Raw genomic sequence first — 12,357 nt, 5'->3', positions numbered from 1 at the left:
CTTCTCCTAGCAGGAACTCAGATCAGGAAACTCAAACCCACGCTGAACAGCAGCAGGGCAAACAAACGCTTCAGGACCTTGGCCGGCAGGCGATGCGCCAGCCGCGCCCCGATGCGGGCGAAGAACATACTGGTAACGGCGATGCCCAGCAGCGCCGGCAGGTAGACGAAGCCCAGGCTCAGCTCCGGCAGCTTGGCGTTGTGCCAGCCGACGGCGATGAAGGATATCGCGCCGGCGATGGCGATCGGCAGGCCGCACGCCGAAGAAGTCGCAACCGCCTGTTGCATGGAGACGCCACGCCAGGACAGAAACGGCACAGTCAGCGAACCGCCGCCGATGCCGAAGATCGCCGAAGCCCAGCCCACCACGCCGCCCGCCACGCAAAGGCCGAAGCGGCCCGGCAGGTCGCGCCCGCCCTTGGGCTGGAGCCCGAGGGCCATCTGGATCGACACCAGAATGGCGAAGGTACCGATGATCTTCTGCAGCACCGGCCCCTGAATCTTCGACGCGGTCAATGCGCCCAGCGCGCTGCCGACCAGGATGCCGACGGTCATCCAGGCGAACACCCGCCAGCGCACGGCGCCACGGCGGTGGTGTTCGAGAATCGAATTGATCGACGTGAAGATGATGGTCGCCAGCGACGTCCCGACCGCCATCTGCGTCAGCACATCGGGCGAGAAGCCGTGGGCGGTGAAGCTGAACACCAGGGCCGGAACGATGATCAACCCACCGCCGACGCCGAACAGGCCGGCGAGCACGCCAGCACAGGCGCCAAGCACCAGGTAGAGCACGAACTCCATGGGCAACCTCGGGCAACAAAGCGGGCATGGTAGCCGAAGGCTCCCGGGCGCTCCAGCCACTCCGGGACATCGGCGGATGTTGATAGACTGCCGGCACACTACGGAGTTCGACCCATGTGCCTGATCGTCTTCGCCTGGCGCCCCGAGCACGCCACGCCCCTGATCGTCGCGGCCAACCGCGATGAATTCTATGCCCGCCCGACCCTGCCGCTGGCGGCCTGGGAGGAGTATCCCGGCGTGTATGCCGGCCGCGACCTGGAGGCCGGCGGCACCTGGATGGGAGTGGCCGCGGGTGGGCGTTTCGCCGCCCTGACCAACGTGCGCGATCCCGGCCAGCCGATCGGCCCGCGTTCCCGTGGCGAGCTGGTAGCGGCTTTCCTGCAAGGCCAGCAGTCGCCGCTGGAATACCTGCAGCAGGTTGCCCGCCGCGCTTCGGACTACAGCGGCTTCAACCTGCTGGTCGGCGACGTTGCACAACTGTGCTACTTCAATCCCCGCGTCGGCGCGCCTGTGGCGGTGGCTCCGGGGGTGCACGGACTGTCCAATGCAGCGCTGAACACGCCCTGGCCCAAGCTTCTTACCGCGCGAGACGCTCTGGAGGCAGCGTTGGTGAAGCCTGATACCGGCTCCCTGGTCGCGCTACTGGCGGACAATCGTCAGCCCAGTGAAGCCGAGTTGCCGGACACCGGCGTCGGCCTGGCCACCGAGCGCCTGCTGTCCAGCGTGTTCATCGCCAGCCCGAACTACGGTACCCGCGCCAGCACCGCGCTGATCGTCCATGCGGACGGCCGCCGCGAGCTGCTCGAACACAGCTTCGGCCCCAGTGGCGCACGCCTGGGCGAGGTCGCGCTGAGCATTTAACAGACGACGATACAGTCGCGCTGGCGCTTGGCGCGGTAGAGCGCGTCATCCAGGCGGCGCAGCATCGCCATCAGGTCCTCGCCGGGCTGCATCTGGGTCACGGCGAAGCTGGCGGTGAGCTGGGTCGGCAACGAAACATCCGCCCGGCGCAGGCTCAAGCGCAGGCGCTCGGCCAGCTCCCGTGCCGCCTCGGCTTCGGTCTCGGGCAGCAGCACGATGAACTCCTCGCCACCCCAGCGGGCAAAGCAATCCTCTTCACGCAGGCGCCGCCGCACCACCTCGGCCACCGCCACGAGCACGCGGTCGCCGGCCTGGTGGCCGAGGCTGTCGTTGATGCGCTTGAAGTGGTCGAGGTCGAACATCATCAGTGAGCAACCGTGATGGTGCCGCTGCAGGCGCTGCCATTCGGCGTGCAATTGCTGCTCGAAGCGCCGCCGGTTGGCGATCTGGGTCAGCGGATCGATCTCGGAAAGGCGCAGCGCGACCGCAGCCTGCTCGGCCAGTGCCTGGTTGGCCTGGCGCAAAGCTTCAGTACGCGTCTGCACCAGCAGCTCCAGGCTCAGGTTGAGCTGGTGCAGTTCGTGGTTCTTGTCCTGCAGCGCCAGTTCCGCCAGCTTGCGCTCATGAATGTTGCGGTGCGCGCCGATCATCCGCGTTGGCTTGCCGTCCCCGTCGAACTCGAAGAAGCGCCCGTGATCGCTGACCCACAGGTAGCTGCCGTCCAGGCAGCGGCAGCGATACTCCTCGCGGTAGACGCCGCTGCGACCCTCGACATAGGCATCGAAGGCGAACATGACCCGGCCGAAATCCTCGGGATGGATGATCTCGTGCCAGGTAGCGACGTTTTCCGGGAGGCTGTCGGGGTCGTAGCCGAGCATGGCGTACCAGCTCGGGCTACGGGTGACGTGGTTGCTGCGGATGTCCCAGTCCCAGATGCCGTCGCTGACGATGCTCAGGGCATAGCGCAGGGTGCGGGCGCTGCTATCGGCCTCCGTGCAAGGCGTGACGTCGAGCTCTTCCATAAGCATCGTCCTGGCCGGCGTGCCGGCCGAGTCATCGTCTGACCTTCCGGAAATGCACGGCTCCGGAAGGCGGCTTTCGCTGGCGTCAGGCCTGGATGGTCGCCGCCGGGTTGATCACGCGGCCCAGGCCGAGATTGCGCAGGGCCAGGTGCAGCGAACTGTGGATAACCTGAGGGTTGTCGAAGGTCATCAGTTGGCCAAGCAGCTCGCGGGCCTTGGACAGGGTCATCTGGCGCAGCAGCCATTTCACCTTGGGCAGGTTGGTGGCGTTCATCGACAGGGAATCGAAGCCCATGGCCATCAGCAGTACGGCAGCCGCCGGATCGCCGGCCATTTCGCCGCAGATGCTCACCGGCTTGCCTTCGTCGTGCGCGCCGTTGACCACGATCCGCAGCGCTTGCAGCACGGCCGGGTGCAGGTAATCGTAAAGATCGGCGACCCGTGGGTTGTTGCGGTCGACCGCCAGCAGGTACTGGGTCAGGTCGTTGGAACCGACCGATACGAAGTCCACCTGACGCGCCAGCTCACGTATCTGGTACACCGCAGCTGGAATCTCAATCATCATGCCAATCGGCGGCATGGGGATATCCACGCCTTCGTCGCGCACTTCGCCCCAGGCGCGGTGGATCAGGTGCAGCGCCTCTTCCAGCTCATGGGTGCCGGAGATCATCGGCAGCAGGATGCGCAGGTTGTCCAGGCCCTCACTAGCCTTGAGCATGGCGCGGGTCTGCACCAGGAAGATTTCCGGGTGGTCGAGGGTGACGCGGATGCCGCGCCAGCCGAGGAAGGGGTTGTCTTCCTTGATCGGGAAGTAGGACAGCGCCTTGTCGCCGCCGATGTCCAGGGTGCGCATGGTCACCGGCAGCGGGTGGAAGGCGGAGAGCTGCTCGCGGTAGATGGCGAGCTGCTCCTTCTCGCTGGGGAAGCGGTCGTTGATCATGAACGGCACTTCGGTGCGGTACAGGCCGACGCCTTCTGCACCGCGCTCCTGGGCGCGCGCCACGTCCGCCAGCAGGCCGGTGTTGACCCACAGCGGCATGCGATGGCCGTCCAGGGTCTCGCAGGGCAGCTCGCGCAGCGCGGCCAGGCCCTTGCTCAGTTCCTTCTCTTCGGCGACCACTTCGCCGTACTGCTTGACCAGCTGCGGCGACGGGTTGGTGTAGATCTCGCCGTGGTAGCCGTCGACGATCAGGTCGATGCCGTCGACCTTGGAGTACGGCAGGTCGACCGCGCCCATGACCGTGGGAATACCCATGGCGCGAGCGAGAATGGCCACGTGGGAGTTGCCCGAGCCGAGCACCGAGATCAGGCCCACCAGCTTGCCCTCGGGCACTTCGCCGAGCATCGCCGGCGACAGCTCTTCGCTGACGATGATGGTCTGGTCCGGATAGGTCAGCGTCTGCTTACGCTCTTCCTGCAGGTAGGCGAGGATGCGCCGGCCGATGTCCTTGACGTCGGAGGCGCGCTCGCGCAGGTAGGCGTCGTCCATCAGCTCGAAGCGCTGCACGTGCTCCATGACCACCTGGCGCAGAGCGCCCTGGGCCCATTGGCCGGTGCGGATGATGCGTTTGACTTCGAGGCCGATGGAGGCGTCGTCGAGCATCATCAGGTAGACGTCGAATAGCGCGCGCTCTTCCTTGCGCAGCTGGGTGGCCAGCTTGCTGGACAGGTTGCGCATGTCTTCGCGGACCGATTCCAGCGCCTGCTTGAAGCGCTCGATTTCGGCCTCGACGTCGTCGATGGGTTTGTCCGGGACGACTTCCAGGTCGGCCGGCGGCAGCACCACCACGGCCTTGCCCACGGCCACGCCGGGGGCGCCGGGAACACCGACGAACTTGGCTTCGCTGATGCCCTTGCCCATCTTGCCCAGGCCACGGATCGAACCGGTGGCCTCGGCGTGGGCGATGACGCCGGCGAGCTGCGCACTCATGGTGACGAGGAAGGCTTCCTCGCCTTCGTCGAACTGGCGCTTTTCCTTCTGCTGCACGACCAGAACGCCCATCACCCGACGGTGGTGAATGATCGGTGCGCCGAGGAAGGAGGCGTAGCGTTCCTCGCCGGTCTCGGCGAAGTAGCGGTAACGGGGGTGTTCGGAGGCGTTCTCGAGGTTCAGCGGCTCCTCGCGGGTGCCGACCAGGCCGACCAGGCCCTCGTTGGGCGCCATGCTGACCTTGCCGATGGAGCGCTTGTTCAGGCCTTCGGTGGCCATCAGCACGAAGCGGTTGCTCTCCGGGTCCAGCAGGTAGACCGAGCACACCTGGGTGCCCATCGCCTCCTTCACGCGCTGCACGATGATGCCCAGCGCCGCCTTGAGGTCCTTGGCGGAGTTCACTTCCTGGACGATCTTACGCAGCGTGTTGAGCATGGCTCGGGGTCTAACTCCTTGAACTTCGTGCTAGTCGCGCGCCAGCAGGCGCGGTGCCAATTCCTTCAGAGCCCGGCGGTAGACCTCGCGTTTGAAGGTCACGACCTGGCCCAGCGGGTACCAGTAGCTCACCCATTTCCAGCCGTCGAATTCGGGCTTGCCGGTCACGTCCATGCGTACCCGGCTTTCCTCGCCGGTCAGGCGCAGCAGGAACCACTTCTGTTTCTGCCCGATGCACAACGGCTGGCTGTTGGTACGCACCAGGCGTTGCGGCAGGCGGTAACGCAGCCAGCCCCGGGTACAGGCGAGGATCTTGACGTCCTGCTCTTCCAGGCCGACTTCTTCGTTCAGTTCGCGGTACAGCGCTTCCTCAGGGGTTTCGCGGGCGTTGATACCACCCTGGGGAAATTGCCAGGCTTCCTGGTTGATGCGCCGTGCCCACAGGACCTGTCCGACATCGTTGCAAAGGATGATGCCGACATTGGGGCGAAAACCATCGGGATCGATCACGGCGGTACATCCTCGAAATCGCGTGTGCCCGCATTGTTCCACAAAGCTTGTGACAGCGGCAACGCGGGCTGCGGCGTCCTGTGCTGGGTGGGCAAAAGCCGTTACTCTAGGCGACTTTTCGGTATTGGCAACTGGCGGTAATCCAACGTGCGACTGGCTCTCTTCGATCTCGACAACACCCTCCTGGCCGGCGACAGCGACCATAGCTGGGGCGAATGGCTGTGCCAGCGCGGACTGGTGGACGCTGGCGAGTATCAGGCGCGCAACGACGCCTTTTATGCCGACTACGTCGCCGGCACCCTCGACGTGTTCGCCTACCAGGCATTCACCCAGGCCATTCTCGGCCGCACCGACCTGGCGCAGCTGGCCGTCTGGCATCGCCAGTTCATGGAAGAGGTGATCGAGCCCATCATCCTGGCCAAGGGTGAAGCGCTGCTGGCCGAACACCGCGCTGCAGGCGACAAGCTGGTGATCATCACCGCTACCAATCGTTTCATCACCGCTCCCATCGCCGAGCGCCTGGGCGTGGAAACCCTGATCGCCACCGAGTGCGCGATGCAGGACGGCCGTTATACCGGCCAGACCTGCGGAGTGCCCTGCTTCCAGGGCGGCAAGGTGACACGCCTGAACAGCTGGCTCGAGGAATCCGGCCTGACACTGCACGACGCGTACTTCTACAGCGACTCGCGCAACGACCTGCCGCTGCTCGAGCAGGTCGCCAACCCGGTGGCCGTCGACCCGGACGACACCCTGCGCGCCACCGCCATCGAACGCGGCTGGCCGGTGATCAGCCTGCGCGGCTGAGCCGTCAGTAGCCCTTGTTGACCATCAGGTGGAAGATCGCCAGGAAGGCCAGGAACGCCGGCCAGCCCAGGGCGAACCACCAGCGCATATAGAGGAAGGCTTGCGGCGGCAGCGCCGTGCCTTCCCGATGCGCCGCTTCGGCCATGTCGCGTACGCGGATCTGCAGCCAGACCACCGGCAGCCAGCAGGCGCCGGCGAACACATACAGCCCAAGGCTCCACAGCAGCCAGCCCGAATCCAGCGGCCAGCCGGCCATATGCGCCATGGCGATGCCGCTCAGCGGCTGGAAGACCGCCGTGGTGGCGATGAACAGCCAGTCGGCGGTGACCAGGTGGCGGAAGGTGATGCGGATCGCTTGCAGGTTGCCGCTGCGCCAGGCGCGCCAGCTGTAGTAGGCCGAGCCCAGCCCGGTGCCGAACAGCAGTGTGGAGGACAGGATGTGCAGGGTCTTGAGCAGCAGGTAAAGGTTCACGCGGCGGGCATCACACCGGCTTGCTGATCATCAGCACCAGAATGACGACCACGCTCAGCAGCGCCAGCGCGAAGAAGGCCAGGCCGAACTTCCACTGCCGTGCCGCACCCGCGGAGATCGGCTCGCCACTGCTCTGCGCCACCAGCGCCAGGTCGCGGATGCGCCACAGGCGGGTGGTGAACAGCAGCCAGAAGATCGTGGCGACGATCAGCAGGCAGGCACTGCCCAGCAGCCAGGTCTGCCCCAGCGGCCAGCCGACGGTCTGCACCATGCGATAACCGGTGACCGGCAGGCTGGCGACGCTGCCGGCGACCAGCACCCAGCCGATCAGGCCGATGCGCTGCAGCGCCTTGGCGATCAACCCGGCGTCGCCGCTCCGCCAGCTGCGCCAGCCGTACCAGGCCAGGCCGATGATGGCCAGGAACGGCAGCACTGCGGCGATGCCGTGGAGGATGCGGAAGGTCTGCAGGCTTTCCATTTCAAGTCCCTGTGATCGATGCGGCTTTCCGACAAGCCTAGCAGCAGTCGCGCCGCCTCTGCCTGACCTCAGCCGAGGAACAGGCGATAGGCCGGGTTGTCCGTTTCGTCCCAGTAGGGGTAGCCGATCTCTTCCAGTGCGGCCGACACCAGGTGGCGCTCATCCTCCGGCACCTGCAGGCCCGCCACCACGCGACCGTCGGCGGCGCCGTGGTTGCGGTAGTGGAACAGGGTGATGTTCCAGCGGCCACCCAGGCGGTTGAGGAAGTTGAACAGCGCGCCGGGACGCTCGGGGAATTCGAAGCGGAACACCTGCTCGCCCGAAACCCGCGGCGAATGGCCGCCGACCATGTGGCGGATGTGCAGCTTGGCCAGTTCGTTGTCGGTCAGGTCCAGCACCGGGAAGCCCTGCTCCTGCAGTTGCTGCACCAGCGCCGCGCGCGGGTCGTTCTCCGGGTGCGTCTGCACGCCGACGAAGATGTGCGCTTCGCTGTCGGTGTTGTAGCGGTAGTTGAACTCGGTGATCTGGCGCTTGCCGATGGCCTCGCAGAAGGCCTTGAAGCTGCCCGGGCGCTCCGGGATGGTCACGGCGATGATCGCTTCGCGCTTCTCGCCCAGTTCGGCGCGCTCGGCCACGTGGCGCAGGCGGTCGAAGTTGATGTTGGCGCCCGAATCGATGGCGACCAGGGTCTCGCCCTTCACGCCTTCGCGCTCGACGTAGCGCTTGATCCCGGCCACCGCCAGCGCGCCGGCCGGTTCGGTGATGGAGCGGGTGTCGTCGTAGATGTCCTTGATCGCCGCGCAGATCTCGTCGGTGCTGACGGTGATGACTTCATCGACATGGTCCTTGCACAGCTCGAAGTTGTGCTTACCGATCTGCGCCACGGCGACCCCGTCGGCGAACAGCCCGACCTGGCCGAGCACCACGCGCTCGCCGGCGGCCATGGCAGCCTGCAGGCAATTGGAGTCGTCCGGCTCGACGCCGATGACCTTGATCTCCGGACGCAGGTATTTGACGTAGGCGGCGATGCCGGCGATCAGGCCGCCGCCGCCGACGGGCACGAAGATCGCGTCGATGCGGCCCGGGTTCTGGCGGAGGATTTCCATCGCCACGGTGCCCTGGCCGGCGATCACGTCCGGATCGTCGTAGGGATGGATGTAGACGTAACCCTTCTCTTCCACCAGCTTGAGCGAATGCGCCAGCGCATCGGGGAAGGCATCGCCATGCAGCACGGCCTTGCCGCCGCGGGCGCGTACGCCCTGGACCTTCAACTCCGGCGTGGTGCGCGGCATCACGATGGTCGCCTTGATGCCCAGCTCGCGGGCGGCCAGGGCCACGCCCTGGGCGTGGTTGCCGGCGGAGGCGGTGACGACGCCACGGGCGAGTTCTTCCGGGCTCAGCTGCGCCAGCTTGTTGTAGGCGCCGCGAATCTTGAAGGAGAACACCGGCTGCAGGTCTTCGCGCTTGAGCAGAATCTGGTTGCCCAGGCGCTCGGAGAGCTGGCGGGCGGGCTGCAGGGGCGTTTCCACGGCAACGTCGTAGACACGCGAGGTGAGGATCTTCTTGACGTAGTGTTCGAGCATCGGAAGGGCTATATCGGCGGCTTTTCGAGGAATCGCGAGTCTACTCCAGCCGGCGCGGCGCGGGCCACCGAACAATCCGTGCGGAAACGACCAGAACAGTTGCCCGGCGGCGCAACACCGGCGCGTCATCGGCCGCTATAATCCGCCCACTCGAACTTTCTCCGGCGCCGTTGCGCCCTTCCAGGTAAGAAGACCCTTCGCCATGAACCAGGATCAGCTCAAGCAGGCTGTGGCCCAGGCCGCCGTCGACCACATTCTTCCGCACCTCGACAGCAAGAGCATCGTTGGCGTCGGCACCGGCTCCACCGCCAACTTCTTCATCGACCTGCTGGCCCAGCACAAGGCCGAGTTCGACGGCGCCGTGGCCAGCTCCGAAGCCACCGCCCAGCGCCTGAAGGGCCATGGCATCCCGGTCTACGACCTGAACACGGTCAGCGAGCTGGAGTTCTATGTGGACGGCGCCGACGAGACCAACGAGCGCCTGGAGCTGATCAAGGGCGGCGGCGCCGCACTGACCCGCGAGAAGATCGTCGCGGCAGTGGCCCGCAAGTTCATCTGCATCGCCGACGGCAGCAAGCTGGTGCCGATCCTCGGCGAGTTCCCGCTGCCGGTGGAAGTCATCCCCATGGCCCGCAGCCACGTCGCCCGCCAACTGGTGAAGCTGGGCGGCGACCCGGTGTACCGCGAGGGCGTGCTGACCGACAACGGCAACATCATCCTCGACGTGCACAACCTGCGCATCGACAGCCCGGTGCAACTGGAAGAGGCGATCAACAACATCGTCGGCGTGGTCACCAACGGCCTGTTCGCCGCCCGCCCGGCCGACCTGCTGCTGCTGGGAACCGCCGAAGGCGTGAAGACCCTCAAGGTTTGACACCCTCAGGCGCCATCCGCCGGATGGCGCCTTCCAGAGCCTCTGCTGCCGTCTACGCTGGGATGACCTCAAGCCCCACCGGAGACGCAGCATGGCCGCCAAATACCATCTGAAAAAGGCCAGTGATGGCCAGTTCCACTTCAACCTGCACGCCAGCAATGGCGAGATCGTCCTGACCAGCGAGCTGTACAAGGCCAAGACCTCGGCCATCGACGGCATCGAGTCGGTGCGCAAGAACTCGCAGCGCGAAGGTGCCTTCGAGGTCAAGGTCGCCACCAACGGCAAGCACTACTTCGTGCTCAAGGCCACCAACGGCCAGGTCGTCGGACAGAGCCAGATGTACGCCAGCAAGGCCACCGCCGATGCCGGCATCGCGGCGGTCAAACGCTACGCGGGGGATGCACCGATCAGCGACGACACCTGATCGCGCACCGTTTCGGTGAGCGTTCTCACACAGCCGCCTTGCACGGCCGGCACAGTCGCCGGCCGTGTATCAACATTGTTACAGTGGCGCGACACCCTCGGTCACTGACGCGTCAAATTCCGCCCATCTCCGGCGAACCGGCCTGCATCCTGCTTTCCTCCGGCGCACGCATCGAAGACCGATGCGATTCCAATCGACACAGAGGAAAGTGCCGTGTTCAAACCTTTAGCCGTTGCGGTCAGCCTGGGATGCGCCGCGTTTTCGATCGACGCCAGCGCCTATGAGTACGGGGATTACGCCGAGGACACCCTCGACACCCTGATCAACGATTACCCCGGCCGTTACCGTGGCACCGCCAGCTTCGCCGGCGCCACCGCGCTCATGCAGTCGCGCCTGGGCTTCGGCTACCAGACGCAGATCCAGGACTTCACCTGGGCCGGCAACCGCCGCTCGCAGAACGTCATCGCCAGTGCCCCAGGCAGCAGCGGCCAGTACGTGGTGCTGGGGGCGCACTATGACACCTACTACGGCCGCCCCACCCTGCAGGGCCTGGACGACAATGGCTCAGGCGCAGCCGTACTGACCGAGATCGCCCGCAACCTGGGCGGCATCGAGCTGGAGAACGGTTTGGAAGTGGTCGGCTTTGGAGCCGAAGAGGAAGGTCTGCGCGGTTCGCGCGCCTACGTCGCCTCGCTCAGTGAGGAACAGCGCAGCAACCTGCTGGGCATGATCAACCTCGACAGCCTGATCACCGGCGACAAGATGTACGCCCACGCCGGCTTCAACAGCGTCGACAACCCTGCGCTGGGCGCCTACCGCGATCAGTTGCTGCGTATCGCCCAGGAGCTGAAGATCCCGCTGTCCACCAACCCTGGCCTGAACGAGGAATACCCCGCGGGTACCGGTTGCTGCAGCGACGGGGAAAGCTTCGAGGGCCTGAACGTCCCGGTGCTGTTCATCGAAGCCACCAACTGGGAACTGGGCGACCTGGACGGCTACGAACAGACCGACAACCCCGCCATCCCCGGCGGCGCCACCTGGCACAATCCGGCGCTGGACAACGAGCAGGTACTCACTGGCGCCTTCGGCCAGGAGCGCATCGACCAGCGTCTGCGGGATTTCTCGCGCCTGCTCACGCGCCTGGTGCTGGAATTGACCAACGCCGACCTGCTCGCCTCCACCGCCTCCGGCGGCGCCATGGCGCGGCAGATGGAAGACCAGCTGCAGCGCCAGCACCTGGCCCTGACCCGCCTGCATGACCGCCGCTGGCTGAGCCTGCTGGGCAGCTCGCGCCCGGTCGGCAGCTTCGACGGCGCCGTTGGCGTGGAAGGTGAAACCACCCCCGAGAGCGGCTTCGATATGCCCGGCGACCCGCGCTCACACCGCGCCGGGGTGAACCTGCTGGGTGATTATCGCGCCAGCGAGGCACTGACCGTCGGCGGCAGCCTGAGCTTCCAGCGCAGCCGCGACAACCTCGACCACAGTGCACGACTGGAAGCGGAAACCTGGCAGCTCGGCCTCTACGGCCTGCTCAACGACGGCGGCCCGGCCTGGCTGGGCGGCGAGCTGAGCGCCGGCTACGCGGACTTCGACAGCAAGCGCGCGGTGTACCTGAAGGCAAAGAGCGGCCCGGTGCTGCTCGACCAGCGCATCGACGGCGACACCAACGCCTGGTTCTGGGGCGCGCGGATCGACGGCGGTTACGACTTCGACATCGCCGGCATCAAGACCGGGCCACAGGGCGGGCTGGACTATGTGCACTACAAGATCGACGATTTCAACGAGGATGACGACCTGCGCACCGCGCTGGGCTACGAGAAGCAGGACTATGACTCGGTTGAAGCCAGCCTTGGCTGGGGCATGCGCGGCGAGCTGCCGCTGGGTAACCGCATGGCCGTGCAGCCGTACGCCAGCGTGCGCTGGGTGAGGGAATTGGCCGATGGCCGCCTGGACGACATCGCGCTGACCGCCCTGGGCGATGGCCGCACTCGCGTCGCCGACCTGGGCGGCGTGGACAAGGACTTCGGCCGTGCCCAGGCCGGCGCCCTGCTGGCGGTCACCGAGCAGTTGGGCGTGTTCGCCGAGGCCAACTCGCGCTTCGCCCACAGCGAGGGCAGCCAGGCGTCCTATTCCCTCGGCGTGCAGTGGCAGTTCTGATCGCGGG

Annotated in this window: 12 protein-coding genes; 5 read left to right on the top strand and 7 right to left on the bottom strand. The window is 66.1% G+C overall.

All coding sequences use genetic code 11. The annotated features are described in order from the left end of the window. Window positions 1-17: 17 nt before the first annotated feature. On the bottom strand, window positions 18-800 hold the full coding sequence (locus tag PNI01S_RS19335) for a sulfite exporter TauE/SafE family protein (protein ID WP_037012499.1): 783 nt from the start codon (window positions 798-800) through the stop codon (window positions 18-20). A gap of 114 nt (window positions 801-914) precedes the next feature. Here PNI01S_RS19335 and PNI01S_RS19330 point away from each other — a divergent pair, with 114 nt between their 5' ends. Next, window positions 915-1,661, top strand: coding sequence for an NRDE family protein (locus PNI01S_RS19330; RefSeq protein ID WP_084358816.1), 747 nt, complete (start codon window positions 915-917; stop codon window positions 1,659-1,661). Here the strand turns inward: PNI01S_RS19330 and PNI01S_RS19325 are convergent. The 3 genes from PNI01S_RS19325 to PNI01S_RS19315 all read right to left on the bottom strand — a co-directional run bounded on the left by PNI01S_RS19325 (window position 1,658) and on the right by PNI01S_RS19315 (window position 5,558). Next, the gene (locus PNI01S_RS19325) at window positions 1,658-2,683 is read right to left on the bottom strand and encodes a sensor domain-containing diguanylate cyclase (RefSeq protein ID WP_065086543.1); all 1,026 of its coding nucleotides are present in this window, start codon (window positions 2,681-2,683) and stop codon (window positions 1,658-1,660) included. The genes PNI01S_RS19330 and PNI01S_RS19325 overlap by 4 nt on opposite strands. Before the next feature lie 85 nt (window positions 2,684-2,768). Continuing rightward, complete coding sequence (gene ptsP, locus PNI01S_RS19320; RefSeq protein WP_024762172.1) at window positions 2,769-5,048, bottom strand: phosphoenolpyruvate--protein phosphotransferase; 2,280 nt, start codon at window positions 5,046-5,048, stop codon at window positions 2,769-2,771. A 30-nt stretch (window positions 5,049-5,078) separates the two neighbouring features. Continuing rightward, entirely contained in the window at window positions 5,079-5,558 is a 480-nt protein-coding gene (locus PNI01S_RS19315) for an RNA pyrophosphohydrolase (RefSeq protein ID WP_017520843.1), read from the bottom strand. 147 nt (window positions 5,559-5,705) lie between these two features. Between PNI01S_RS19315 and PNI01S_RS19310 the strand changes: the two genes are divergently transcribed. Continuing rightward, window positions 5,706-6,362, top strand: coding sequence for a histidinol-phosphatase (locus PNI01S_RS19310; protein ID WP_065086544.1), 657 nt, complete (start codon window positions 5,706-5,708; stop codon window positions 6,360-6,362). 4 nt (window positions 6,363-6,366) lie between these two features. On the opposite strand, the gene PNI01S_RS19305 is transcribed toward PNI01S_RS19310, so the two are convergent. From PNI01S_RS19305 to ilvA, 3 genes are all read right to left on the bottom strand, one after another. Further along, window positions 6,367-6,834 (bottom strand): DUF2269 family protein, encoded by a 468-nt coding sequence (locus PNI01S_RS19305; protein ID WP_084358815.1) that lies wholly within the window; start codon window positions 6,832-6,834, stop codon window positions 6,367-6,369. Window positions 6,835-6,844: 10 nt separating this feature from the next. Next, the gene (locus PNI01S_RS19300) at window positions 6,845-7,312 is read right to left on the bottom strand and encodes a DUF2269 domain-containing protein (protein ID WP_084358814.1); all 468 of its coding nucleotides are present in this window, start codon (window positions 7,310-7,312) and stop codon (window positions 6,845-6,847) included. A 68-nt stretch (window positions 7,313-7,380) separates the two neighbouring features. Continuing rightward, window positions 7,381-8,895, bottom strand: a complete 1,515-nt coding sequence (gene ilvA, locus PNI01S_RS19295) for a threonine ammonia-lyase, biosynthetic (RefSeq protein ID WP_084358813.1) — start codon at window positions 8,893-8,895, stop codon at window positions 7,381-7,383. Between the two features lie 202 nt (window positions 8,896-9,097). On the opposite strand from ilvA, the gene rpiA reads away from it, so the two are divergent. The 3 genes from rpiA to PNI01S_RS19280 all read left to right on the top strand — a co-directional run bounded on the left by rpiA (window position 9,098) and on the right by PNI01S_RS19280 (window position 12,350). Next, a complete protein-coding gene (gene rpiA, locus PNI01S_RS19290) occupies window positions 9,098-9,769 on the top strand; it encodes a ribose-5-phosphate isomerase RpiA (RefSeq protein ID WP_024762169.1) in 672 nt (223 codons plus the stop codon). 91 nt (window positions 9,770-9,860) lie between these two features. Further along, window positions 9,861-10,193, top strand: coding sequence for a YegP family protein (locus tag PNI01S_RS19285; protein WP_024762168.1), 333 nt, complete (start codon window positions 9,861-9,863; stop codon window positions 10,191-10,193). A gap of 213 nt (window positions 10,194-10,406) precedes the next feature. After that, on the top strand, window positions 10,407-12,350 hold the full coding sequence (locus tag PNI01S_RS19280; protein WP_084358812.1) for an autotransporter outer membrane beta-barrel domain-containing protein: 1,944 nt from the start codon (window positions 10,407-10,409) through the stop codon (window positions 12,348-12,350). Window positions 12,351-12,357 lie beyond the last annotated feature (7 nt).

This window comes from Pseudomonas nitroreducens NBRC 12694, from assembly GCF_002091755.1.
In the GTDB taxonomy this organism is placed as follows: domain Bacteria; phylum Pseudomonadota; class Gammaproteobacteria; order Pseudomonadales; family Pseudomonadaceae; genus Pseudomonas; species Pseudomonas nitroreducens.
Note: the sequence above shows the minus strand (reverse complement) of the source record. Positions and strands in the feature narration are given on the sequence as shown.

What these genes read in the sequence shown, in the direction of transcription:
- PNI01S_RS19330 (WP_084358816.1), top strand. Translation starts at nt 915, where the DNA reads ATGTGCCTGATCGTCTTCGCCTGGCGCCCCGAGCACGCCACGCCCCTG.
- ilvA (WP_084358813.1), bottom strand. Translation starts at nt 8,895, where the DNA reads ATGCTCGAACACTACGTCAAGAAGATCCTCACCTCGCGTGTCTACGAC.
- PNI01S_RS19285 (WP_024762168.1), top strand. Translation starts at nt 9,861, where the DNA reads ATGGCCGCCAAATACCATCTGAAAAAGGCCAGTGATGGCCAGTTCCAC.
- PNI01S_RS19335 (WP_037012499.1), bottom strand. Translation starts at nt 800, where the DNA reads ATGGAGTTCGTGCTCTACCTGGTGCTTGGCGCCTGTGCTGGCGTGCTC.
- PNI01S_RS19325 (WP_065086543.1), bottom strand. Translation starts at nt 2,683, where the DNA reads ATGGAAGAGCTCGACGTCACGCCTTGCACGGAGGCCGATAGCAGCGCC.
- rpiA (WP_024762169.1), top strand. Translation starts at nt 9,098, where the DNA reads ATGAACCAGGATCAGCTCAAGCAGGCTGTGGCCCAGGCCGCCGTCGAC.
- ptsP (WP_024762172.1), bottom strand. Translation starts at nt 5,048, where the DNA reads ATGCTCAACACGCTGCGTAAGATCGTCCAGGAAGTGAACTCCGCCAAG.
- PNI01S_RS19300 (WP_084358814.1), bottom strand. Translation starts at nt 7,312, where the DNA reads ATGGAAAGCCTGCAGACCTTCCGCATCCTCCACGGCATCGCCGCAGTG.